At 68.3% G+C, this 23,719-nt stretch carries 23 protein-coding genes; 8 read left to right on the forward strand and 15 right to left on the reverse strand.

The window, feature by feature from the left end; translation table 11 throughout:
- Both PPSIR1_RS35240 and PPSIR1_RS35245 read right to left on the reverse strand, forming a co-directional pair.
- On the reverse strand, positions 1-530 hold a 530-nt coding region (locus PPSIR1_RS35240; RefSeq protein ID WP_006976041.1), incomplete at its 3' end, for a hypothetical protein.
- Positions 530-907, reverse strand: coding sequence for a hypothetical protein (locus tag PPSIR1_RS35245; protein ID WP_006976042.1), 378 nt, complete (start codon positions 905-907; stop codon positions 530-532). The genes PPSIR1_RS35240 and PPSIR1_RS35245, both read right to left, overlap by 1 nt.
- Before the next feature lie 126 nt (positions 908-1,033).
- Here PPSIR1_RS35245 and PPSIR1_RS48685 point away from each other — a divergent pair, with 126 nt between their 5' ends.
- Complete coding sequence (locus PPSIR1_RS48685) at positions 1,034-1,795, forward strand: hypothetical protein (RefSeq protein WP_157596312.1); 762 nt, start codon at positions 1,034-1,036, stop codon at positions 1,793-1,795.
- Between the two features lie 5 nt (positions 1,796-1,800).
- Here PPSIR1_RS48685 and PPSIR1_RS35250 read toward each other — a convergent pair whose 3' ends face one another.
- From PPSIR1_RS35250 to PPSIR1_RS35270, 5 genes are all read right to left on the reverse strand, one after another.
- Complete coding sequence (locus PPSIR1_RS35250; RefSeq protein WP_006976043.1) at positions 1,801-2,181, reverse strand: hypothetical protein; 381 nt, start codon at positions 2,179-2,181, stop codon at positions 1,801-1,803.
- An 87-nt stretch (positions 2,182-2,268) separates the two neighbouring features.
- Positions 2,269-3,123, reverse strand: coding sequence for a hypothetical protein (locus tag PPSIR1_RS35255; RefSeq protein ID WP_006976044.1), 855 nt, complete (start codon positions 3,121-3,123; stop codon positions 2,269-2,271).
- A 719-nt stretch (positions 3,124-3,842) separates the two neighbouring features.
- Positions 3,843-5,090, reverse strand: coding sequence for an ISL3 family transposase (locus PPSIR1_RS35260; protein ID WP_006976045.1), 1,248 nt, complete (start codon positions 5,088-5,090; stop codon positions 3,843-3,845).
- 640 nt (positions 5,091-5,730) lie between these two features.
- Positions 5,731-5,979, reverse strand: coding sequence for a LexA family protein (locus PPSIR1_RS35265; RefSeq protein ID WP_157596313.1), 249 nt, complete (start codon positions 5,977-5,979; stop codon positions 5,731-5,733).
- A gap of 9 nt (positions 5,980-5,988) precedes the next feature.
- Positions 5,989-6,888: a hypothetical protein gene (locus PPSIR1_RS35270; protein ID WP_045117389.1), complete on the reverse strand. Its 900-nt coding sequence runs from the start codon at positions 6,886-6,888 to the stop codon at positions 5,989-5,991.
- A 236-nt stretch (positions 6,889-7,124) separates the two neighbouring features.
- Between PPSIR1_RS35270 and PPSIR1_RS35275 the strand changes: the two genes are divergently transcribed.
- Positions 7,125-7,670: a hypothetical protein gene (locus PPSIR1_RS35275; protein WP_006976048.1), complete on the forward strand. Its 546-nt coding sequence runs from the start codon at positions 7,125-7,127 to the stop codon at positions 7,668-7,670.
- Here the strand turns inward: PPSIR1_RS35275 and PPSIR1_RS35280 are convergent.
- The gene (locus tag PPSIR1_RS35280) at positions 7,667-9,163 is read right to left on the reverse strand and encodes a serine/threonine-protein kinase (RefSeq protein ID WP_006976049.1); all 1,497 of its coding nucleotides are present in this window, start codon (positions 9,161-9,163) and stop codon (positions 7,667-7,669) included. The genes PPSIR1_RS35275 and PPSIR1_RS35280 overlap by 4 nt on opposite strands.
- A gap of 66 nt (positions 9,164-9,229) precedes the next feature.
- Here PPSIR1_RS35280 and PPSIR1_RS48690 point away from each other — a divergent pair, with 66 nt between their 5' ends.
- The 5 genes from PPSIR1_RS48690 to PPSIR1_RS35305 all read left to right on the forward strand — a co-directional run bounded on the left by PPSIR1_RS48690 (position 9,230) and on the right by PPSIR1_RS35305 (position 14,594).
- A complete protein-coding gene (locus tag PPSIR1_RS48690; RefSeq protein WP_157596314.1) occupies positions 9,230-9,745 on the forward strand; it encodes an RNA polymerase sigma factor in 516 nt (171 codons plus the stop codon).
- Between the two features lie 1,016 nt (positions 9,746-10,761).
- Positions 10,762-11,619: a hypothetical protein gene (locus PPSIR1_RS35290; protein ID WP_198154686.1), complete on the forward strand. Its 858-nt coding sequence runs from the start codon at positions 10,762-10,764 to the stop codon at positions 11,617-11,619.
- Between the two features lie 284 nt (positions 11,620-11,903).
- The gene (locus PPSIR1_RS35295; RefSeq protein WP_006976053.1) at positions 11,904-13,082 is read left to right on the forward strand and encodes a tyrosine-type recombinase/integrase; all 1,179 of its coding nucleotides are present in this window, start codon (positions 11,904-11,906) and stop codon (positions 13,080-13,082) included.
- Between the two features lie 584 nt (positions 13,083-13,666).
- Complete coding sequence (locus PPSIR1_RS35300; protein ID WP_006976054.1) at positions 13,667-14,104, forward strand: RrF2 family transcriptional regulator; 438 nt, start codon at positions 13,667-13,669, stop codon at positions 14,102-14,104.
- 202 nt (positions 14,105-14,306) lie between these two features.
- Positions 14,307-14,594 carry a hypothetical protein gene (locus PPSIR1_RS35305; protein ID WP_006976055.1) on the forward strand — a complete coding sequence of 96 codons (288 nt, stop codon included), beginning with the start codon at positions 14,307-14,309 and terminating at the stop codon, positions 14,592-14,594.
- A gap of 16 nt (positions 14,595-14,610) precedes the next feature.
- On the opposite strand, the gene PPSIR1_RS35310 is transcribed toward PPSIR1_RS35305, so the two are convergent.
- The 5 genes from PPSIR1_RS35310 to PPSIR1_RS35330 all read right to left on the reverse strand — a co-directional run bounded on the left by PPSIR1_RS35310 (position 14,611) and on the right by PPSIR1_RS35330 (position 19,105).
- Positions 14,611-15,078 (reverse strand): hypothetical protein, encoded by a 468-nt coding sequence (locus tag PPSIR1_RS35310; protein ID WP_006976056.1) that lies wholly within the window; start codon positions 15,076-15,078, stop codon positions 14,611-14,613.
- A 10-nt stretch (positions 15,079-15,088) separates the two neighbouring features.
- Positions 15,089-15,556, reverse strand: coding sequence for a hypothetical protein (locus PPSIR1_RS35315; protein WP_157596315.1), 468 nt, complete (start codon positions 15,554-15,556; stop codon positions 15,089-15,091).
- A gap of 131 nt (positions 15,557-15,687) precedes the next feature.
- Positions 15,688-16,080, reverse strand: coding sequence for a hypothetical protein (locus PPSIR1_RS35320; protein WP_006976058.1), 393 nt, complete (start codon positions 16,078-16,080; stop codon positions 15,688-15,690).
- Positions 16,081-16,175: 95 nt separating this feature from the next.
- Entirely contained in the window at positions 16,176-17,528 is a 1,353-nt protein-coding gene (locus PPSIR1_RS35325; protein ID WP_006976059.1) for a cytochrome c3 family protein, read from the reverse strand.
- On the reverse strand, positions 17,525-19,105 hold the full coding sequence (locus PPSIR1_RS35330; RefSeq protein ID WP_006976060.1) for a hypothetical protein: 1,581 nt from the start codon (positions 19,103-19,105) through the stop codon (positions 17,525-17,527). The genes PPSIR1_RS35325 and PPSIR1_RS35330 overlap by 4 nt, the downstream gene beginning before the upstream one ends.
- A 72-nt stretch (positions 19,106-19,177) precedes the next feature.
- Between PPSIR1_RS35330 and PPSIR1_RS35335 the strand changes: the two genes are divergently transcribed.
- The gene (locus PPSIR1_RS35335; RefSeq protein ID WP_006976061.1) at positions 19,178-21,202 is read left to right on the forward strand and encodes a hypothetical protein; all 2,025 of its coding nucleotides are present in this window, start codon (positions 19,178-19,180) and stop codon (positions 21,200-21,202) included.
- A gap of 338 nt (positions 21,203-21,540) precedes the next feature.
- On the opposite strand, the gene PPSIR1_RS44740 is transcribed toward PPSIR1_RS35335, so the two are convergent.
- Together PPSIR1_RS44740 and PPSIR1_RS44745 are read right to left on the reverse strand one after the other, a co-directional pair.
- A complete protein-coding gene (locus PPSIR1_RS44740; RefSeq protein WP_006976062.1) occupies positions 21,541-22,554 on the reverse strand; it encodes a hypothetical protein in 1,014 nt (337 codons plus the stop codon).
- Positions 22,555-22,781: 227 nt separating this feature from the next.
- Positions 22,782-23,714, reverse strand: coding sequence for a hypothetical protein (locus tag PPSIR1_RS44745; protein WP_006976063.1), 933 nt, complete (start codon positions 23,712-23,714; stop codon positions 22,782-22,784).
- Positions 23,715-23,719 lie beyond the last annotated feature (5 nt).

The following is a 23,719-nucleotide window of genomic DNA, read 5'->3' on the forward strand; positions in this document are numbered from 1 at the left end:
CGGGCCGCGTCGCCGCGGACGGACTGCAGGTCGATGCCGCGCTCGAGCCAGCCGTTGATCCGGTGGGAGCGGCCCTCGCCGCCGTAGGGCTTGAGCCGCGCCGAGGCCCGCACGGTGGTCCCGCGGACGGGGTAGATGAGCCAGCGCCGGGCGAGCTGGCCCGAGCGCACGCCGAAGCTGTCGGGGTCGCGCTCGGGGTGGATGGCCTGGGTCTTTCGGGACAGCGGGGGCAGCGGGGCCGATCCGTCGGCGAGCTGGCTGGCGAGGAGGCTCAGGGAGTAGTGCTCGGCGAGGTTGAGGCGCAGCTCGTCGACGAGCTTGCGCATGTCGAGGTCGAAGGCCAGGGGCGTGGCGACGGCGAAGTCGAGGGTGAAGCTGTTCCGGGAGCGGCTGCGGCTGCCGTCGCGGCGCTTGACCATGCGCCGGCCCTGGTCGAGGACGATGACCTCGCCGGGGCCGGCGGCCTGGATGCGGCGGCGGGCGACCCCTCGGCGGAGGCGGCCGGACTTGGTGCGGATCGCTCGGGGCATCAGCCCGCGAGCTTGAAGCGGAAGGCCCGGCCGCCGATGTGGTGGACGCGGTCGAGGGTGACGTCGGTGTTGTTGAGGACGAGGCGGCGGACGAGCTTGGCGTCGCGCTCGGAGGGGCAGCGGGCCCACTGGTCGCCGCGGATGAGGACGAGGTGGGCCTCGCCGTCGCGGGCGAGGTGGCCGCGGGTGGTGGCCTCGGCCTTGCGCTGGATGACGGGGATCGGGGTTGAGGTGTCCCGTTTACGGACGGCGGGGGCGCGGGGGCGCGTTGGGGTGATGGTCTGGGGCGTGGGCCGGCCGGTAGGCTGGCGAGTCGGGTTGCCGTGCGCTTCGGGGGCGGCGGTGGTCAGGGGCAAGTTGTCGGGATCGTTGGGCATTTCGGGGTTCAGGGGGCTAAAGGGGAATTTTCGAAGGTCGGCCGGCGAAAAAACGGGCCCGGGTACCCGCCCGCGTGTTTTTCGGCGGGGTGTACGCGGAAGGGGGAGGGTTAGTACGCTCTCGACATGTCACTGGCAGACAGACTCGATATCCTTCTCGGAGTCTGGTCGGGCAACTCCACTAGCCTGATCAAACTTGCTGATGCCGCTTCTGGCGGACACGTTGAAGAGTTTTTCAAGACCTCAGATGAATCAGCGAACGAGTACATGAGTGCGGAGGTTCGAGATGCGGTCCTCAGTGCAATGCGTAACTCCAACTATGATGGCGTTCAGGTCAGAGCTGTCCTTCTTGTGTTGAAAGAACTCGCAGAAGAGCTTGAGAAACTAAAGTCCAAGGTGGCCGAGCAGTGGTCTGGTCGACCTGACTCCGAGCACCCCACCTCACGAGACCTTGCCATAATGGCCTCAGTGACCGCTCGTGGTCATGCGAACGCAACGGCTCCCCGCCGAGCACTACTCATCAAGGCCCTCGCTGGGAGCTTTAGTCCAGATGTCTTTCTGTGGGGACAACAGGACCAGCTCATGTCGATACTCGTGGACAACCTGATTCATCCCGCTGACATTGCAGTCCTAGAGAAGATTTCCAGCTTTCGCCCGGAGGACAAGAGGAAACTCCACTCCTGGCTACAGCCTCCCCATGATATCGATTCCCTCGCGCGATTGGCGAAGGGGGGATTGATTCAGATTATCCAGGCTACCGGATCGTCACAGTATGTCCACAATCGTTTTATCGACGACCATCGCCAGGCCACTGCCGAACGGTTTTTCCTTCAAAGAACTGCTCTGGGCTCTCGTATACTGAAAATGATATCAGCTGGAACAGAGTAAACCGTTCAGGACCGAGATATGGGTCCAGTCGTTCCTCGGCGTCGTTTGCGGGCGAGCTTCCCCATGATCGTCTCGCGGGCTGCCTCCGGCAGACCGTCCGCGTGCGTCATGTAGATCGTCAGCGCGTCGAAGACCTCCTCGATGTCCGCCTCGTGCCGGGCCAGCGCGCTTCCATGTTTGTAGCTGCGCTCCCGCAACTGCACGAGGTCACCCTTCACGAGCCCATCCAGCGTGCTCACGGCCTCAGTGAGCTGCTCTTGGATGCTCGCCAGCCGCTCAGTCAGTGCGTCGCCGCGAGTCACCCGGACGCCGTAACCCGTGCCGCCTCCGAGCAGCAGCAAGACCAGCGCGCCGAGGATGTCCAGGATGGTCGGGTCGATGTTCACGCCTGCTCCCTTCAACCGCGACGAGGCCCCGCAGCCGACCGTCTCGGGTCAAACTGCGGGGCCTCGCTCGACGCGGTAGCTCGCCGCTCACAAGGCGCAGCTATCCGTCGCCACTACACCCTGACTTGCCAATTTTCGCCCTGCAAGCCCTTTCTTGGCCGGCCGACCGCGACGCCCACGGACTCCCCACACGCCCAGACGCGTGGACCGTGCCGTCCGCTCGCTGACACTGGCAAACTTCGCAACCGCCCGATCGAGCTCGGCGAAAGATCCGATCTCCCCGCGCACGACCCCGGCCGCGAGGTCCCGGCCGATGGGCTCGAAGATGACCCGCGCGCGGGCGAGGTCGTGGGGCGGCGCGACGGGGCCGAAGACCGGCAGCTCGGCGAGCTCGGCGAGCTCGGCCTGCTCGCCGAGGACCTCCTCGCTGAGCCGGCTCTCGTCGACCACACGGGTGGTCTTCATGACCTCGCCGTCGACCAGGGCGTACCAGGGCATGGTCGCCGGCCGCTCGACGCGTCGCTCGAGCAGGCCGAGCTCGAGCAGCTCGACCTCGAGGGCCCGGACGACGCTGGCCACCGTCGTCGCGCTCGCGGCCGCCTCCCGGCGCAGGGCCTCGACCTGGGCGCTGGCGTCTGCGTCGTCCTCGAGGGACCGGGCGAGGCCCTCGGCGGCCATGTCGGCCGGGTGCGTCGACCAGCTCCTGCCCTCGTCGTCGACGTCGTGATCCGAGCGCGTCGCCCAGGCGATGACCTCGTCGGCCTGCTCGCCGTGGGGGTCCACGCCAGCCCGGGCGAGGGCCGAGAACACGGCCGACGCGACCCAGTCGTCCTCGACGCTGGAGCGCTCCTGGACGCGCTCGTCGGCCTTGAGTTGGGTCAGGGCGGGGCGACGGCGTGCCGCCGCCCAGCCGAGGGCTTGCTTCGCGCTACGGAACTTCACGGGGGATGGGTAGCGCGAAGGCTTGCCGGTCGCGACCGGGCGGATGCTCTACCCGTACAGGTGATCGTGTAGACTTCGTGCACCCATGACTCGACTGACGATCTACTTTATGGCACCCCGGCCCATGCAGAGAGTGTGACGCACTCGTTGTGTATGTAGCAGAGGAACACCCTGCCATAGATCGCTTCTTGGCGGCGCTTCACGCAGACTTTGGCCCCCACTCTTGGTCGCCCCGCGCCATGACTTTGCCCCAGCGGGACCTGTATTGAGTCCCTGACGATAGCTTAATTCGGCTGGGGCTGCATGCATAACACTGTTTTGGGCACCCCTTGACCTGTAGGCCATTGGTCCCCAATAATAGGGCTACATGTCTGTATCGAGTAAGTTCCTAGACATGCTCTTTGAGACCCTCGAAGACGATCAAGAAATCAACATGATTGTGCTCATGTTTGATGCGGGACATACGTTGCCAGAAGTTGCCAGGAGGCTCGGAATCGATGAGGGCGAGGCACAAGAGATCTACTTTGGGGCTCTTTTGAAATTGGCTGAGGTGTTGCCCGACGAAGATTTTTTGAATCTCCAGGTTCAGATTGACGGAGGGCGAGCATATAAATATGACAGCAAACGTACAAACGATCAAGTGCGGGAAGTCGACCTTGCCGTTGCTGACAGGTCGGCTCTGATTCGCACAGGAAACAAACACTATCAAAGCCGGCGCTTCAGGAATTCGTGTGGGCGAGATGAGCGCTCGGATAGAGCTCGAGCCCCCCGCAGTGAAACAAGATCGCGCTCCGAAACCGAGCCCGGCTCCGATACCCGCACGCCCGCTTCTTCAGCGCCTGGATCTTCGAGTTCACCGCTTCGAGTGAGGCGTTCGTAGCCCCGAGAACGATCGCGTTCACGATGCCCCACAGGTGCGCCCGCAGGGTCCGGCCGACCTTGACCATCGGCGGCAGTCGAGACCGCGCCATCCAGCCGATGAGCCGCTTCCAAGCCCGCCGCGCCCAGCCCCGCCGCTCGTAGCTCCACAGCTGGCGCGCGGCCTCCTTCATCGCCCACGCCCTCGCTACTCGCAGCGAGCTCCCGCGCAGGGCCTCGAAGCGAAGCCGGCTCTTGGCCGTCATGTTCTCGGGGTTCTTCAGCCACAGGTAGCGGGTCCCGGTCAGGGTCCGGTCTCCGAGTTCGCGCAGCTCGGCGTGCTCATCGACCCGCACCTTGTTGACCCCTTCGTTGATGTGCTTGGCCACGTGGAAGCGGTCGAAGGCGATCTTGCGCTCCGCGTCAGGGACGTGGATCAGCGTCGCCTGGACGTAGGGCCCCCACATGTCCATCGACACCGACTCCAGGCTCTGGAGGTGTTCGAGGGGGGTGCCAAAGTAGAATTCCTCGAGGTCGAACTGGCGGCGGTTGTCGAGGACGTCGATGACGTGTTTGCGGTCGCAGTCGTAGACCACGGTCACGTACTCGTGGCGCTTTTGGAACGAGGTCTCGTCGATGCCGATGTTGCGCAGCGGCTGGGACTGCCGGCGCTCGAGGCCCCGCGCGACGGCTCGGGTCATGACGCCGTCGACCTCGTCCCAGGTCATGCGCAGCATCCTCGCCACGGCGGACACGCTGGCCTCTTTGAGCCAGTCGATGACGAGCGCCTCGAACATCGCGGTGAACCTCGAGCCGGGCTCGGCCCAGGGCACCTTCAGCTGCTTGACGCCATGCTCGGCGCACTTGACCCGCGGGACCTCGGCGGTCAGGAGGGTCTTGTACTGCATGGTGTCGAGGTGCCTCCAGGTGCGAGTCCGCGTGTCGTAGCGCCCGGCCGCGGCCCCGCAGACTGGGCACGGGAGCTCGGCGCGCTCGTCTCGGGAGATGAAGATCTCGACCTCCCCAGCCTCGAGGCGCGGGTCAACGTCGCGGACGTACCAGGGGTCGTCGATTCCAAGGAGCTTGGCGTAGAGGTCTCGGTCGCGCACGGGCTCTCAGCATGCCTGGGCTGGAGGGGGCGTACCAGGGTTCCCGGCGGGGTGACCCACTCAAAATCCTGAAGCCCCTCAAAGCCAAAGGGCTGACCTTCGTGGCACCCCGGCCCATGCAGAGAGTGGTGACGCACTCGTTGTGTATGTAGCAGAGGAACACCCTGCCATAGATCGCTTCTTGGCGGCGCTTCGCGCAGACTTTGCTGCTTGCGCAGGCCGGGAGCTAAATGTCGTCAAAAGGCCTCCATCCGAATGAGTAACGAGTCCCTTTGGCGTTGGTGGCTGGCCAGGGTTAAGGCATGTGTACGTCGCAGCTCCGAGCCTGAGCCTGATCCGATCATTGATGCTCTTACCCTAGAGGCTGTCCGAGTTCCGGAAACACTTCTTAAGAAACAGCGGGTGGAGGTTGAGCACCGCCAAGCCGAGACTCGGTTGACAGATGCAGAGACGCGACTCACTAAAGAGGAGTTGAGAAAGCGGCGCGTAGATGTCGAGCACCGTCAAGCAGAGACGCGACGTATCGAAGCGGAGACGCTACGGGCCAGAGTGGAGACCCTCCGCGAACTCGCCGCTGCGGTCAAAGAACTACGTGAGGCAGGGTTTGATATTGTCTTTACTGACTCAGGAGAACTCAAGATCACTTCTCTAGATATAAAAGCCCCATGATCCGGATCCCGCGACCGACCTTCGCGTCGAGCTGGATGCGTCCCTTGGCCTGCAGGGCCTTGAGGTACTCCTGCACTGAGGTCGTGCTCTTGAGCCCGAGCCGGTCTCGGAGCTCGCGGCGGGTCGGTGGGTAGCCTCGCTCGGTGGTCATGACCTGGATGAGCTCGAGCACCCGGGCCTGGCGGGCGGTGAGCGGCCTGCATTGCTTGAGCTGGTCCATGGCGTTCACCTAGGGGTCGTCGGGATCGGGCTCAACCGCTCGTGTCGCGACCCGGGGCGGTGAACGGGCGCCCACGGGGCGCTCGTCGAGCTCGGCGCGCTCGTCCCAAGGTCGAGGCCCTGGCGGCCAGGGAGACTCGGGCGCGTCTGGGTCGCGACACGGCGCCTCGTCGTCCTCGTCGAAAAAGAGGTCGCCGTGCAGGGCGTCGGCCCGGGTCAGGGCCTGGTCGAGCTCGTCGAGGGACAGCTGCGTGGCTCGCCGGCTCAAGTGCTCGCGGACCTCGGCCGTGGTCGTGTCGGGGTCGCAGCCGTCGAAGCGTGCGACCTCGCCACCGGCCTGGACCCACCGCCGCTCGGCCTGCTGTCGACGCTCTCGCCGCTCGGCCTGCCGCCGTGCCCGGACCTGGGACAGCCGCTCGAAGGGGGCCTCGGCGGCGGCCTGGATGACCCGCCAGCCTGGACCGACCTCGCCGCTCTCGTCGAGGAGGCGGTAGCGGCCCGACTGTGGCTGGTCCGGGTGACCCACGGCGTGGGCGAAGAGCCGGGCGAGGGCCTCGGGGTCGGTGAGGATCGCGGGGTCGTCGAAGCCCAGGCCATCGTGGCCTTGGGCGCCGCGGGGGCGCAGCTGCAGGCCGTCTTCGCGGTAGGTCGCCTCGACGCGGAGCACGGGCTCGCTGCCGTCCCAGCCCTGCTCGCGCCAGCGGTGGGTCAGCGTGGTCTCGCCTTCGTGCCCGCGCAGGCCGAGCTGGCGGCTCTTCATGTAGAGCTTGAGGGTGAAGGCCGCCGAGGCGCGGCCGAGGTAGAGGGTCCCGAGGAGCTCGCCGTCGCCGGGGGTGCTGGGCATCTTGGTCTTCGCGGTGACGCCCTTCCAGCGCTCGCGGTTGGCGACCTCGGCGGTCTCGAGGCGCATGCCCACGAACTCGGCGCACAGCGGGAGCTGGACGATGCGCCAGTCGTCGACGGCGAGGAGGCGCCGGGCCTAGGGGAAGGCGTCGGCGAGCCAGGCTCCGACGCCGTAGTCCGCCGCCCGGGCCTCACGACTAGCTCGGCGTCGCTAGCTCAGCGAGGTCGGCCGCGCGGGTGGTCCTCATGACTTCGCCGTCGGCCAAGGCGTTCCAGCCCAACCGACTGAGTAGAATTCCGCTCATGACGAACAAAGTCGTTCCCTCCGTCGCGGGTTTCGCCACCGCAACCCTCCTCGCGCTCACTCCCATCACCGCCGCCGGCTCCCTGCCAGACCTGTGCGACGACGTCTACCTCGACGAGATCGGCGCACCGATCACCGACTCCAAGGACACCAAGCTGAGCCGCTTTTGCGAGTGGACCGGCCCGGACGCCCCCATCTGGGCCAACCATGTGTGCTGCGCCATCGACGGGGAGACGGCCGATTGCGGGCCGACAGACGCGAACGGACGGTGCACCTCGGGAATGAAGATGTGGTGCGATTACGGCGAGCTCACCTCGCCAGGGAAGGTCACCTGCTACCAGCCCTTCCCTGACGCCTGCGACGCTGGCTTCTGCGACGACCTCATGCCGCCGGGAACCCAACCCGACAAAGCCACTCCCCTGTGCTGCTACGGGGGCAGCTGCTATGAGCTGGCGATCGGCGAACACTGCGGAGGTGACTTCCTGCTGTGTTCTGCGCCCTACACCACCGAGCAAGGCACGGTCGGCTGCGCCGACCTGGACTAGCGGCACTTCATCCCCGACAGATTGACCGCAGCGCACTCTCGCAGACTCGCGGCCATTCGTAGATCCCCTGCGAGCTCGGCCCGCTTTGCCGCGAGCTGACGAGCGTTGGCGGCTGCTTCCCACGCCTCCCCGAGCTCGTAAGCCTGCGCGGCCCCCTCTGTCGTCCATGCCGCCAAGAGCTGCCCTGTCGGGCTACCTTCTCGTTCGAACTGATCGGCGTATGCGAGCGACCACCAGGCAGCCCACAGCGGATGTCGGGCTCCCTGCGGCTCGACGTACTCGGACCAGATCTCGAAGCCGTCCCTGGGTTGATGTGCCGCAATCAAGGCCAAGCCTTCGATCGCTCGACCCGTTCGGGAGTAGTCGAGCATGGGCAAGCTGCTCAGGCTCATCGTCGGCTCTCGAGCTCTGATCGTGCTGAGCCCCACGGCGAGCAAGATCACGGCTAGCGCCCCCGCTATAAGCGCCGGCCACGTCGAGCGCTGTCGAGCCACGGGGCTCCGTAGCGCCTCGAGCAGCGCATCCATTGACGGCCACCGCTCCTCCGGTGCCCACGCAAGTCCTCGCTCCAACGCCTCTCGTGCGTGCCTGGGCACGAGCTCACGCCCAGCTTCGGGTCCGCAGCGCAACGCCTCGATCCGACCCTCGACGTAGGCCAGCTCTCCCCCCTCCGCCCCGGGTGGACTCGGAGAGTCCCGCAAGAAAGGGTCTACCCCCGTGAGCGCCTCCCACAGCGAGACGCAAAACGCGAACTGATCGCTCCGAGTGTCCCCCGGCGCCCCCAGGAAACGCTCAGGAGCCAGGTGCGTGAGCGCCCCGCACAGATATGCCGGCTCATGCCCCTGGAGCGACTCGATGCTCCGGGCCAGCCCGAAGTCCACCAAGACCGCCTGGCCGTCGGCGTCGAGCATCACGTTGTTGGACTTGAAGTCGCGGTGGACCACTCCCCGCCGATGCGCCGCCGCGAGCCCTTCACCGACCTCGATGTAGCGGGCGATGATCTCCTCTTGGCTCTTGCCGATGCACCAGCTGAACAAGCTCTCGCCCTCGAGCCATTCGAGGACCAGGTAGCGATAGTCGTCGCCGTTACCCTGGTCGTAGATGGTCACGACGTTGGGGTGGTCCAGGGCGGCGAGGGCTCTCGCCTCACGTTCGGCGACTCCAGCGAGCTCACCGTCTTCCAGGGGCATGATCTTGACCGCGACGCGCCGCGAGAGCACGCGGTCCCTCGCCATGAACACCCGCCCAAAACTCCCTGCCCCGACCTGCTTGATGAGCTCGAAGCGTCCCGCGAGCAACACAGGCTCGTCTTTGGGCGCGCGGATGTGGGCCTCGATGATCGACAGGTCACTCGGCTCTTCGATCGCCTCGACCAACGACTCGACAGATACCCCCTCCGCGGCAGCGAAGGCCTCGAGCGCGCTCAGGTCGAGCTCGACCGTGGCGAGTCTGCGCGCCGAGCTGCTGCGCTTGGACGACGGGGGGTTCTCCATGGCGCGCCGTCCATGGTAGACGACTGCTCCCCCACGATGGTCACTAAAGCCTCTCTAGCCGCAGCCTTGCGCGACGATCCGCGCGCGAGGGAAGCCTTTGTCGTCGAGCATCGGGCGTGGGCAATCCGCTACGCGCGACGCCGTGGCGCGGGCTCAGACGCCGAAGACATCGCCCACGCGGCGCTCTTGAAGGTGATCGAAAGACCACCCGATGCGCTGGATGAGCTTCATCCCCGGGCGATTCTTTCGGTCAAAATTCGCGACCAGCTCGTCAAGCGATGGCGAGAACAAGGACGCACCGCGCATGCCTTTGACGAGCACGTGCTCGAGCGTGTCGCGCCTGGGTTGGAGTCGAAGCCAGGGGCGAGCACTCTCGTATGGCTGCGGCAGTTGCTGAGCAAGCTGTCAAGCGCACTCGAGCGCTTGCCCTCGGGGGACCGGAAGCTGCTCCGACAGCGCTACCTCGACGAAGAGCGAGCCGTGGACTTGGCCAGCGAGGGTCAAAGCGCCGCGGCTGTGCGCGGGAGGGTCTTCCGTGCATTGGGCCTGCTCCGCGACGAGCTGACGCCCATGAAGTCGTGATACGAGCCTCGCCTTCGTTCGTCCCAAGGCTGCCGCACAACTGAAGGTCGCGGCACGTCATGGTGCGCATCGCACCTGCCAGTTGTTGGTACCAGTCCGAGCTTCACCTGGGCTCTGTCCGCGAGGTGGGCGCGACCCAGGGCAGGCCAGGAGTAACTCGTCCGCGGAGGGGCTCGACTCACGCGCCCTCAGCCTCGACTCGCGGAGGGCCGACCTTCACCTCGGGGTGTTTCCCATTCTCCCACCGGTCAGTTGGGTGGAGCCGGCGGAGCGTCAGAAGCTGCTCGCCGCAGACCTTCGACGATGATCCCGATCTGACGTCGATGTTCTGCCGGATTTCTGACGAGCTGCTTCCTCGCCGCCGTACCAGTGTAGCTCACTGACCCATGCCAGTGGGTTAGTGTCGGCATTTGGTCTCCATTGAAGCGTGTGTTCGCCTCGGATTGTCGGCAATGCTGGTCGCGGCAGGAGGCCCAAAGAAAGAGGAGGTGTACTCACCCCGCACTTCGCCGACAGGCCGCCGGAGCCTGGAGTTACCAGCTGCCATCGACGTGCGATTGGTACGCGATTGGTAGGCCGTTGGTACGCGATTGGTAGGCCGTTGGTACGCTGTTGGTACGCGATTGGTAGGCCGTTGATACAGCCGGAGCGCGATTTAGTACGCGATTGGTAGACCGTTGACACGCGTCTGAGCCTCGCTTGGTACGGCCGCGGCCAGAGCGCTCTCCGAAGTCTCCCAACCTCTGCGGGGTGACTCGCCCGGCACATATTCGAGGTGCCCCAAAATGACCCCACACTGGCGGTGTGAATGCAGTTTGTGTGTCGATTTAATGCTCGACGAACCCCTGAAATAGGGTCAGGCTCAGTCCATGGTTGAGCTGCTCTCGCAGAACACGGACAGACCCCGCGCGCCACGGGGTGATCGCCGTCGTCCTCGGAAGGCGGTGCGTCATCGAAGGAGCGCGGGCCATGCCTGACCTGAAGCTGGCGTTCATCACGATCGGGAGGAAGAGTCGATGACTGCAATGAGGACCGTGGGCATCGTGGCGGCGACGCTCGCCACGACGGCCGTAGTCGGCGGTGGAGCCTACTGGCTCTACAAGCGCCGGAAAAAGAAGAAGGACGACGAGCTCGCGGACGACGACGATGTGGTTCTCAAGGACTTCGAGGACGACGACGACCCTATCACCCCCGACGACATCCGCCCTCGAGGCGGATTCATGGATCGCAACACGCTCCCGGACGACGTGAAGCAGGAGTTCATCGAGGCCTTCGGCGGCTACGCGCCGCCCAAGGACGAGATCCTCGACAACCTCACCCAAGAGGACGTGATCTTGTTCGGCGTGAAGTCGGAGCCGGTGCCGGGCTACCCCGAGGTCAGGGAGGAGATCCTCACTGCCAAGGTGCGGACCGTCGAGGACACGGTGATCCGGGCGCGGATCTCCGAGCCCGAGGAGTTCTCCGCGCACCTCGGCTCCTACGCCGGGCACGGCTTTCGCTTCGGCGAGATGGTCGAGGTCCCACGCGGCGTGATCATCTTCGCCGCGCGGCCCAAGCCCACGGACGTGACGGGCTACGGCAAGCACGGGCGTCCGGCGGGGACCTTCGAGTCCAGCCACGTGACGAAGAAGAGCTACGACGTGCACCCCGGCACGCCCTACGACCTCGTGATGCCCTACATCACCGACGACATCGAGTTCCACGTCGACCGCGCGATGGTCCGCTTCGAGCTCGTCGGGACCAAGGGGCTGCATCAGCAGATCGTGTTCAAGGAAGGCAGCATGCACGGCGACGTGACGCTCCGGGCGCTCGATCGGGATCCGAAGACGGGGCTGGTGTTCGTGGCGCGCTGGAACTTCCACATCGAACCGTGAGGACCAGTTACGGCCCGCGCGTAGGGGCCGAGACAAACTGGAGGTGAGCGGTGACGATCGAAGCGCGAGCGCTTCGAGCAGCTCAGTGTGGGAGCTTCGTGGTGCGCTGCCTCGACAACGACCCCATGGTCGGCAAGGGGCGTGACCTCGTCTGGCGCGGACGCTGAGCCCCAAAACTGAACCCGGCGGAACACGACGGACGGGCTTCGCGTCGTAGGCTGCCATCCGCTAGGATGGTCACCTACCGAAGAGCCACGCCCCGTCGTTGAGAGGAAACGACAACGATGAGCGTGAAAATCCGCCCCTACCGCAACGGGGGCTACGAAGTCGACATCATGATCCGCCTGCCCAACGGCAAGACCCACCGCGAGCGACGCAAGTCGCCGTTCTCGGCCAAGTCTGCGTCGCTGCGCTGGGGCAGGGAGCGCGAGCGCCACCTGCTGATCCATGGGTTGGCAACCGCCAGCGAAGACGCTGGCCCGACAAAGAAGGAGGTTCCGACCCTGGCGGAGTTCGCCCCGCGCTACATGGAGGGCTACGCCAAGGCCAACGGCCACAAACCATCCACCCTGGAGACCAAGCGCCAGGTCCTACGCCTGCACTTGATCCCCGCGTTCGGGGACAAGCGCCTCGATCAGATCAACTCCGAACTCGTCCAACGGCTCAAGGCCAAGCTCACCGAGCATATGGCCAACAAGTCGATCAACAACGTGCTCGGTGTGCTCAACACCATGCTCAAGTGCGCCGTCGAGTGGGGCGTGCTCGAGGAGCTTCCCGTCCGAGCCAAGCGCATGCGCGTGAAGAACCCGTCGATGGACTTCTATGACTTCGACGAGTACGCGGCACTGGTCAAAGCCGCAGCGGCGCAGAGTCCCGAGTGCCTGGTGTTCGTGTTGCTTGGCGGCGATGCGGGGCTGCGTGCGGGGGAGATCCGCGGGCTGCACTGGGCCGCGGTCGATCTGCGCCGGCGCCAGCTGACGGTCGAGCACTCGGAGTACAAGGGCGAGCTCACCACGCCCAAGTACGACAAGATCCGCACGGTCCCGCTGACGCGGCGGCTGGCGGATGCGCTGGGGGCTCTCCCCAGGGACTGCGAGCTCGTGCTGTACCGGGGGAGCGAGGGCCGGGAGATCCCGACCTCGCGGCAGACGGGCCGGACGATGCTGGAGAAGGCCCAGGACGCCGCGAAGCTGCGACGTCGAGGGCCGCACACGCTGCGACACACCTTCTGCAGTCACCTCGCCATGCGTGGGGCGGCTGCCCGGGTGATCCAGCAACTGGCGGGGCACGCGTCGCTGGTGACGACGCAGCGCTACATGCACCTGTCTCCGGGAGCGACCGAGGCCGCGATCGCGCTGCTCGAGCAACCGGCCCCGATCTTGAAGCCGGCTGAGTCCACGGCCGGGCCCCGGCTTGGAGAGATTCGGGAGACGGAGGGGCGCCAGCCCCCTCACGCCCCGTAGACGGACCTTTTGACCCCTCAAACCACAGGCGCCTGGGACCGGGGCGCTTCGTCGCTCCGCTCCTCCGCTTTGGCTTGGTGGGCAATGGAGCTCGTACCTTCGAGAAGGCTGGTGGTCGCCCCCGCGAGCGGGGGCGTGGATTCCTTGACAGTCCCTGAGTCGTGGACGTGGGGCAGGGAGGGCGTGGCGTCGTCCACGACGGCTAAAATAGTCAGAGACTGTGATTTACTCACAGTCTCTGAGTCGTGGACGTGGGGCAGGGAGGGCGTGGCGTCGTCCACGACGGCTAAAATAGTCAGGGACTGTGAAAAGTTCACAGTCCCTGAGTTCCGTCATGCCCCCACAGGGAGCTGGGGACCGGGGGCGCTTCGTCGCTGTCCGCTCCTCCGCTCTGGCTTGGTGGGCAATGGGGTTCGTGCCTTCGCGTGGGCATTGGGTCGCCCCCTGAAGGGGGCGGTTCACTCGCTGGCCAACCCTCGTGCGCGCACCTCGTAGCGAGCGCGGGTTTTCGGAGGGTCGGCCAAGACGAGAATTGCTTGGCATGGCAGGGCTCCTCGGCGCCCTGCTCGTGTTAGAGACTGATCATGCGCCTGACCAAGCACACCGACTACGCGCTCCGTGTGCTCATCTACGTCGCGGCGGCGGATGGGCGTCAGGTATCGACGGACGAGATCAGCGAGGCCTACGGCATCTCGGGCCACCACCTGGTCAAGGTCGTCGGCACGTTGGGACGCGCCGGCTTCTTGGCGGTCAAGCGCGGCCGCGGCGGCGGGGTGACCCTCGCGCGTGACCCGGAGGAGCTGCGCCTGGGCGAGGTCCTCGAGGCGACCGAGCCCGACTTCGCCATGGTCGAGTGCATGCAAGAGGGCAACACCGAGTGTCCCCTGACCGGCGCGTGCTCCCTGGTCTCCCCGCTCTACGAGGCCCAGCGCGCGTTCATCGCCAGCCTCGACCAGTACACCCTGGCCGACGTGCTCAATCGGCGGACGCGGACCTACCGCCGCCGCCTCGGGCTCGAGTAGATCGCCCCGAAGATCTCCAAGATTGATCGCCATCGCGCCCTGGGCCGTCGATTCGGATCATTTGGTCGAAATCGAGCGGCCCTCGCCAACTCGCGAACATCGTGGATCGGCAAGCTAGACCCGATCAAAAAGGCGTTCTCGAACCACTGAACAAAAATGCGGAAAAATGGACGCCTGCTCAGCACTGCACGAGCATACAGCCATGACCACGCTGCTTCGTCCCCACACGTCGACCCTCCTTCGTCTCATCGTCGAGCTCAAGGGCGCCGGCATGGCGACCAACCTCGTGTTCTTGGAGGTGATCGGTGAGCGCGATCCTCGCACCTTGGTGGCCGAGCTGGAGGAGCTGGAGGAGCTCGGCCTCGTCGCGTTCGCCGCCGCCAGCGAGCAGTGGACCCCGACCTTCGCCGGCCTGACCGTCGGCCTGTCCCTGCCCGCCTACGACCCCGCCGAGGTCCTCCTCGACGACGACGACGAGTGCGCGGCCTGACCGTCCGCGTGCGTATTTAGTCGCGGCCGAGCTCGTACAAGCGCTCCTCGATGGCGAGGGCGTCGATGTCTTCGTGATGGCGGCTGAGCCACGCGCAGGCGGGGAGCAGCTCGGTGAAGGCCTCGACGGCGCCGGCCAGACGCGTCAGCCGCAAGAGCTGGCGGATCACGCTCGACGCGATGGCCAGGGAAAAGCCCGCTTGCGGTACGACCACCGCGATGTGTTCGAGACCTGGATCGATCTTTGGGATCCGTAGAAATAGGCGCAGAACTTCGAAGCTCGGCGGCGGGATGGCCTCGTCGATCCAGACGATGAGCGCGGTGGCGCCCTCGTGAACGATCGCGTGCTCGAGCGCCGCGACCTCACCGCGCGCCCGCTCCAGCCCCGGCGCGCGAAAGTGCCGGAGCAGTACGACCTCGCCCACGGTCGCCACGCGGACCTTGTCCAGCCGTGACTGCGCTCGAGGGGCGGCGACCTGAATCATGGGCTCCGCCTCAGGTCCCGAGCGTATCGAGGGTGCCCCCAACGCGCGGGCGATCGATGGTCAGGCCGAGCTTCGACTCGTGCCAGTCGAGGGCGGCCTCGAGCTTCGTGAAGGTTGCGACGCCCCCGGCGAGCTGGCCCAGGCTCATGACCTGCTGGGCGACGCTGGCGACCAGGGTGGGGATGAGCGAGTCGACGCTCGGGATCACGAGGGTGATGGTCTCGAGGCCAGGGCTGGTGATGGCTTTGCGTCGAAAGTGCCCCAGCACTGCGCGGGGCGGCGGCGGCCAGGGAATGTCGGCTTGGAGCAGGAGCCCCCGGGCGCCTCGCTGAATCTGCGCCCCGAGCCAGTCGGTCTGGGCGCGGGCGAGGGGCAAGGTCGGCATCTCCACGTGACGAATCAGGGCTAGCGGGAGCACGAGCGCGGTTCGGAGCGTCGGGTCATGGGCGACCATGCCGACCTCCGAGCTGCGGGACACTCTCTGACTATCCCACGATTGAACCGGTGGAACCTGTTTTTCCCGGTAGGTCGCGGTCTAGAGCTGGCGAATTCGCCGAAGCGCTCGCCGGCCCCGAGGCCCGCGCATGCGCCTCCGCTCGCGTCCGAGCCTCACTTCGCGGGCTTGGCCGAATCTGCACCCTCGCGGGCGGCCTTGAGGTCCGCCTGGGCCTGCTCGACCTGGCCCTGCATCTTGTCCTGGAGGTTCTTGACCACCGCGTCCGAGATCGGCCCGAGGCACTCCTTGAGCCCGGCCTCGTCCGAGGCTTCGGCGAGGCAGGTGACGTAGGTGCTCCACACGCCCTCGTCGACCTTGGTCGACTCGCGCAGCTCGTTGAGGGTCGCCACGCACTGATCGACGGCGGCCTTGTCGGACGGGGTCCCCTGGGCCGCGCCCTCGATCTTCTTCTTGTTGGCGCACGCGCGCTCTTCGGGGGTCTTGCACGCGACCAGGCCCAGGCCCAGGGCCGCGACGAGGAGCAGGCGCGAGGTGGAGTGCTTCACCAGGGAACGCATCGGCGGCATGTCAGCACGGCCAGGCGGGGGACTCAAGACCCCCAGGACACGCAGGTGGGCCAGGCTGGGTCCAACGCCGCACCTCACAGGCACGAGAGCGCGATGTCTCCAGGGGCGTGGCAGCGCAGGCAGGCCCGTCGGTTGCGGCGCTCGAGGGCGGCGCAGCGGGTCGAGTTGGCGAACCCGGGCCCGTGGGGGCTCGCCCCGAGGCCGGGCGTGGCCGCGTCGGTGGTCGCGTGGCAGGCCAGGCAGCTGTCCTCGTCGTGGCAGCTGACGCAGGCCGAGATGTTCTTTTGCGCCGCGCGGGCGTGGCCACCCCCGAGCGCTCCGCCGGCGTCCGCGCTCGCCCACCCCGGCGGGTGGAAGCTCAGCGAGGAGCCGAGCCCAAAGCGGCTCTCGCTCCCGCTGCCGTCGCCGTCGGGATCGCTCGAGGTGCCCACGCCCACGCGCAGGTGGCAAGCCTTGCACTCGCTCTGCAGCCGGTGGCAGCTCGAGCAGTCCTGGCTCGCCGCCTTCGCGTCGATGGCGTGGGTGCTCAGGTAGTCGCCGGCGTGGATCCGCATGGGTCGGATGGGGCCGGCGTGGCAGTCGGCACAGAACTCGTCGTCGTGGCAGGCCGCGCACAGGCTGGGGTCGGCCTTGGCGATGCCCCGGTGGTCCTCCACGAAGGCCAGATCGTGGCCAGCCCCGCGGGCGCTGGGTCCCCGAGGGAGCAGCTTGGGGGCGGTCGGATCGCCAAAGGGCGCGGTCTCGAGGCGCCCGTCGGCGCCGCTGGGGTGGCAGGTGGAGCAGGTCGCGCTGGCCCAGGTTGGCTTGGCGCCGGGCAGCACGTCCGCGCCGGGCTTGGGTTTGGGCTTGCCCTGGTGGCAGGCCAGGCAGTCCGCCTCGCTCGGCAGCTGCGCCTGGGTCGCCAGGCCGACCTTGGCCATGTCGCCATGGCAGTCCTCGCACGCGGCCCCGCGCTGGAGGTGGGCCTGGTGCGAGAAGATGAGCCGCGGCTTGGGGATGCGGGTCGTCGCCGTGACCCGCTGCTCGTCGACGTGGGTGTGGCAGTCGGCGCAGTGGGCCGCGTCGCCCTGGGTGCGCCCGTTGACCGCGGGGTGCTGGTCGCCGTGGCACAGGTCGCAGGCTTCGCCCGTGGGCAGGTCGTTTTGGCTGGCCAGGGCGCTGGTCTCGATGCGGGTGTGGCACTGCTTGCACTGGACCCCCGCCGCGAGGTGCTTGCCGTGGTTCATGCGCACGCGCAGCTCCTGGGGCGGGTAGACCGGGCCGCCCGGGCGCTTGGGGCCCTCGGAGCGGGGCAAGGTCGCGGGCGGCTCGCTGATGGGATCGGCCTCGGCCTCGGTCTGGCCCATGGACAGGGCGAGGACCGAGAGCCCCAGGGCGCCCAGGCCCAGGCTCACGCGCGTCGCCCAGCGCCGCTCCGTGGCCGTCATCGCCCGCCTCCGCGCATGCTCCAGTCGAAGCCCAGCATGGCCAGGCCGCGGAAGGCGTGGCGCAGGTAGGGCGTGACCATCTCTTCGGCGAGCAAGGTGACGTGGACGCCCCGCCAGACCTGGGCGTCCGCGCCGGCCTGGACCGCCACCGCCCAGCCCTGGCGGGTCTCGTCGCCGTAGCCCGAGGCGTAGGTGCGCAGGTCGAGGCCCACGCGGTCGTGGGCGACGCGGACCTGGCCGTCGAGGCTCCCGCCGGCGACCGTGCCCCCTTCCCCGCCCTGGGCGAAGCCGTCGACGCGGGCGGCGAAGCGATGCCGCCGCCACAGCGCCGAGAGCGAGGCGCCCCAGCCCAGGGCCAGCGCCCGGGTGCGCGCGGCGGCTTCGTCCTCGGCCAGCTCGCTGCGAAACACCCGCACGCGCCCCCGCCCCTGCAGCGTCCAGCCTCCGCCCGCGCGCACCTGGTAGCTCAGGCGCACATCCTCGAGGGGCTGGAGCGCGAACAGGTTGAAGATCGAGTCGAGGTCGAAGCTGGGGATGGTGCGCAGGTACTGGGCGCGGACGCGGTGGCGATCGGACACGGCCAGATCGAGGCCGGCGGACAGGTCGTCGAGGCGGCTCGTGCCGAGGTTGTAGCGGGCCGCGGCGAAGGGGGTGAACACGCCGTCGAAGAGCGGGAGGTCGAGCTGCGCAGACACGAATTCCTGGTCGACGGCGGTGGTCAGGGGCTGGGCGCTGCCGTCGGCCTCGCCGGTGGGCTCGACGAGGCCGCGGTTGAGCGCGCCCGTATCGGCGCCCGGGGTGAAGGTCCGGCGGTAGGCCACCCGGGCGTGGACGCGGCGCAGCCCCGAGCTGGCCAGGGCCGCCCCGAGCATGGGCGAGCGGGCGATGTCCATGTCGCGCCCGAGGCCGGGCTGGGGCGTGCCGGCGGTCCCGTCGAGCTGCCAGGTGGGCCAGCCGAACACGTCGTTGCCGTTGACCGCCAGGCCGCCGAACGCCTCGATGGACAAGTTCGCGGGGGTGTCGACCCGGGCCCAGCCGCCGTCGAACGCGAACCAGTCGAGGCCGCTGGTCTCGAACTGCCGCCCGGCCCGGAAGTCGAAGAAGCCCCCGATCTCCCGGCCCTGGACGTAGCCGTAGAGCAGGTCGACCTGGCGGCCGTCGAGGCTCTGGAGCAGCGGGCCCGAGGCGCCGGGGGCCGAGGACGCGAACCGGCGAAAGTCGCCGAAGTCGTGGCGCACGCGCATGGACGCGACCACCTCGATCTGCCCGTCCTTGGGCTCGCGCCGCCACTGGTCGGCCTGCTTGGGCGGGAGCAGCTCGTAGACGCCGAGGTTGACGTACTGGACCAGGCGGCGCCGCCGGAGCAGGCGGACCTCGCCCTCCCCGCTCGCCGCTGGGGCCATGACCACGTAGCCCTCGCCGATGGTTCGGGACCCGACGCGGACCTCGGCGGCCTCGGCTCGGCCGATCCCCGCGCCCAGGGCGAGGATCAGCGAGGCGATCGCCGGGGCCCGGGCCCGGCGCGGCGGACCGAGGGGGGCGCACCCAATCCGAGCCTGGCGCTGGTCTCCCTCCATCCGGACGGCGAGTCTATCAGTCCAGACCTGCCTTTTGCTGGAACCCCGGCCGTGTCACCATGTCCCTCGGCCGTGTCCGCAGCATCCTCGTTTCCCCACGCGCTCCCTTCCCTGCTCCTGACTGGTTGTCTGGGGCTCTCGGCGTGCGCGGGGATCGGACAGAGCAAGAACCCTGGCGCCGAGGTCGTAGCCGCCGGCTGGATCGACGACGCGACCGTCGGGACCCCGGCGGCCGCCGAACCCGAGCGCCTCGCCCTCCTCGCCCAGGCGGGTCTCGAGGGACGGATCCTCCGCCTCGATCGTCTGTTGGACCTCTACGACGGGGCCCGCTTCGCCGGGGACAAGGACGCCCGCGACAGCCTGTGGCAGGCGCTGGGCCCCTACTCGAGCTCGCGGGGCATCGACGCCAGCCGCGAGGTCGTGCTGCGCCTGCTGGAAGAGGCCTACGCCCTCGAGGACCTGGCCGCGTCCACCGAGGCCGCGACCCCCGGCAGCGTCGACGAGGAGGACCAGCGCTTCATCGCCGACGCGATCATGCTGCTCAGCGCCGACATGTTCCTCCCGGACTCGGCCGAGGCGCTCATCACCCAGACCCTCGCCTACCGGGTGCTGACCGAGACCGGGCACCCGCGCGTCGCCGACAACGCGCAGTGGCGGATCTACGACCACGTCCGCGGGGTGCTCGTCGAGGCCGTCGAGATCGGCCCGGAGCTCCGGGACGAGGTCGCGGTCCACGCCCTCTACACCGTCCGCGAGGACCTCTCGCCCTGGCTCGAAGATCTGGCCCCCCACGCCCAGCCGCCCCTGCCCAGCCCCGCGCAGCTGTGGGCCTTGCTCGAGGCCCCGCGCGACGCCCTGGCCCAGACCCCGCGCTGGCAGGCCGTGGTCGCCAGCCGCTCCGAGGAGGAGACGCAGCTGCGCGAGACCGTGCTCGCCCTCCTGCCCCAGCCCCGGGACCCCAGCTGGACCCTCCCGGAGCTCCCGCGGGGCACCGGGCACCGCGAGAGCCTCGCGCCGGTGGTGCTCCTGCGCCCGGGCGAGGCCGTCCTCGACCCCGGGGGCGAGGCGGCGCAGACCTTCACCGTGGGCATGGGCGGGCCCGATCCGCTGCGCGCCGGCATCGAGGGGCTGCTCGCCCGGGACGGCCGGGGCACGCTATTGGTCGCCGCCCACCCCGAGCTCCCGGCCCCCGAGTACGCCGACGCCCTCGCGGCCATGGTCGAGGTCCGGGCCGCGACCCTCGAGTTCGCCGTGCACGAGCCGCGCCTCGAGGGCGCGAGCGAGGACGGCTCCGAGGCGGGCGCGGCGACCCTGGCCCTGCCCATGCTCGTGGCCCGGGCCAACGACCTCAACCCCGGCGCGCGGGCGCTGCGGGGCGCTCGGATCCACGTCCAGCTCAGCGGGCGCGGGCCTCGGGTGCGCGTCGACGGCGAGTGGCTCGGAGCCGCGCCGGGTCTGCCGAGCGACGTCAAAAACCTCGCCCAGGCCCTCCACCACGCCTTCCCCCGCGAGCGCGCCGTGAGCTTGAGCATCGCGCCGGGGGTCCAGCACCGCCAGCTCATCGATCTGCTCGCCGTGCTCACCGGGGGCGTCGACTCGCCCTTCCTGGCCGTGGGCTGGCTCCCCGACGAGCCCATCGTCGCCCAGGCCGAGCTGCCCGCCAGCGGGAGCGAGCGAGCGAGCGACGCGACCCTGGCCAAGCGCGCCGCGCTGACCCGGCGCGCCCTCCAGAGCCGCCTGGTGTTCCCCGCCCTCGAGCTCAGCCCCGGGGCCAAGGCCACCCCCGTGCTCGCTCCCGACGGCGAGGCTCGGATGAAGGTCGCCGCCGAGGCCCTGTTCGCGTGCATGCCCGAGCTCGAGGCGCCGCTGCCCAAGGACGGCCTGAGCCTCGAGCTGCGCTTTGAAAAGGGCCGCTTCACCCGCGCGAGCGCCGACGCGGGCCGACGGCTCGGGCGGTCCCACAAAGAGCAGCTCGGGGCCGTCGAAGCGTGCGCCCGAGAGCGCCTGATCGGCCTCTCGGTGCCCCTCAACCCCGAGCTCCCCGCGGCCGAGGTCCCCGCCTCGCTCGACGTCACGGTGGTCTTCACCGGCGTCTGAGTTCTGCTCTGCCCCCACAGGCATCTGAGGACCGGGGGCGCTTCGTCGCTGTCCGCTCCTCCGCTTTGGCTTGGTGGGCAATGGGGTTCGTGCCTTCGAGAAGGCTGGTGGTCGCCCCCGCGAGCGGGGGCGTGGATTCCTTGACAATCTCTGAGTCGTGGACGTGGGGCAGGGAGGGCGTGGCGTCGTCCACGACGGCTAAAGTGGACAGGGACTGTGAAAACCTCACAGTCCCTGAGTCGTGGACGTGGGGCAGGGAGGGCGTGGCGTCGTCCACGACGGCTAAAGTAGACAGAGGGTCGGCCAAACTCGTCTTGGCCGACCCTGTGAGCCCTGCCTCAGTCGCAGGCGAGGTAGATGTCGACGACTTCGCCGGTCTGGACGCGGCCGCCCACGCCCTGGAACTCGAAGGCGGAGCGCTCGCGGCCGCAGTTGCCCCGGGCGTCGCAGGTCTCGCGGACCTCGTTGGCCAGGCTGATGGCGCTCACGCCCTCGTTGGCGAGGGTGCTCAGCTCGCTGGGGAGCGAGCGCTTGTCGCTGTCGAGGTCGCGCCAGACCAGGATGTCGGCGAAGCGGGCGTCGGCGGGCGTGATGGAGCCGTCGCCGTCGCTGTCGTACTCGGACAGGGCCAAGAAGCCGTTTTGGGCGTGGCGACCCGAGGCCAGGATCGAGCCCGAGCCGAACAGCTCCGAGCCCGCCTCGATCGAGCCGCTGCCGTCGAGGTCGATGGCCAACCAGGGGTTGTCGGCGCTGGGCCAGTCCGAGCCCAGGCACGAGCCGGTCCCGGAGATGTCGAAGCTCGCGGCGCTGGTCACCATCTCGATGGGCCCGCCGTCGAAGCTCAGGGCCAGGGGCGTGTTGCAGGCCTCCCAGTCCCACATGGGCTCCCCACCGACGAGGATGCAGCCCATGTTCCAGCCCTCTCCGAACTCCTCGCCGAGGCCGCAGTCCTTGGAGTCGCCAGGGAAGCACTGGGGGCTCTCGACGCAGGGCCCGAGGGTGCCTCCGTCGCAGAAGTGGTACCCCTCGCCCTCGCTGCCCATGCACTCGTACCACTCGCTGGAGGTGTTGCAGGGTTGACCCTCGAGGCCCGGATCCCCGGTCTCGGTCTCGGTCTCCTCGTCCTGAGCCTCGGTGTCGGCCTCGGTCTCCTCGTCCTGGGCCTCGGTGTCGGTCCCGGTCTCCTCGTCCTCGGGGTCCTGCTCCTTGTCCAAGCAGCCGGCGCTATCCCCAGGCTCTCCGTCGTCGTCTCCAGTGTCGCCTTCGGCGAGCATCTCGTCGTCAACCTCCCCCTCGTCGCAAGCGACGAACACGAGGCTCAGGGCGGCCAGGGCAAACACGGCGTTGCGCATCGACCTGGAGGTGCCATCGCCGACCCGGATCGATCACGGCGCTCTCGTGCCCGACGACGAAGCCTCACCTCCGGGCGCGGGGGCGAGGCTGGCGCCAATGGCGTTGGCGGAGCAATCGACTAGCAGTCGCCCACCCCGGCCGCGCCGGGACCCATGATCCACGAAAGCATCGTCCACGGACTCAGCTGGCGTTGAACCCGTGGGCGGCTGCCTTTCTCGGTAGGCCGTCAATGGCAGGCGAGGTAGATGTCCACGACCTCGCCGACCTGGGGGCGGCCGCCCGCGCCCTGGAACTCGAAGGCCGAGCGCTCGCGGCCGCAGTTGCCTCGGGCGTCGCAGGTCTCACGGACCTCACTGGCCAAGCTGATCGAGGTGACGCCTTCGTCGGCGAGGGTGCTCAGCTCGCTGGGGAGCGAGCGCTTGTCGCTGTCGAGGTCGCGCCAGACCAGGATGTCGGCGAAGCGGGCGTCGGCGGGCGTGATGGAGCCGTCGCCGTCGCTGTCGTACTCGGACAGGGCCAAGAAGCCGTTTTGGGCGTGGCGACCCGAGGCCAGGATCGAGCCCGAGCCGAACAGCTCCGAGCCCGCCTCGATCGAGCCGCTGCCGTCGAGGTCGATGGCCAGCCAGGGGTTGTCGGCGCTGGGCCAGTCCGAGCCCAGGCACGAGCCGGTCCCGGAGATGTCGAAGCTCGCGGCGCTGGTCACCATCTCGATGGGCCCGCCGTCGAAGCTCAGGGCCAGGGGCGTGTTGCAGGTGTCCCAGTCCCAAGTGGGGACGCCGTCTTGGATGAGACAGCCCATCTTCGTGCCGGCGAGCTCCCCCCCACACTCTTCCCATTGGCCGGGGAAGCACATGGGGTCCTCGACACAGGGGCCGTAGGCGCCCCCCTTGCAAAAATGGAAGCCCTCGCCCTCGAGGCACGCGGTCCACTCGTCGCCGTCGCAGTCCTCGCCCTCGAGGGTCGTCGGCTCACCGGTCTCGGTCTCTTCGTCCTCGGACGGGGCCTCCGCGTTCTCGTCTTTTCCCTGTTCGGCCTCGGCGTCGTCTTCCGCGTTCGCGCTGGTCTCGCCTTCGGCGAGGAGCTCGTCGTCGGTCAGGCCCTCGTCACAGGCGGCGAGGGGCAGGCTCAGCGCGATCAGGGCAAGCAGGGTTCTACGCATACCCG

Source organism: Plesiocystis pacifica SIR-1 (genome assembly GCF_000170895.1).
Lineage (GTDB): Bacteria > Myxococcota_A > Polyangia > Nannocystales > Nannocystaceae > Plesiocystis > Plesiocystis pacifica.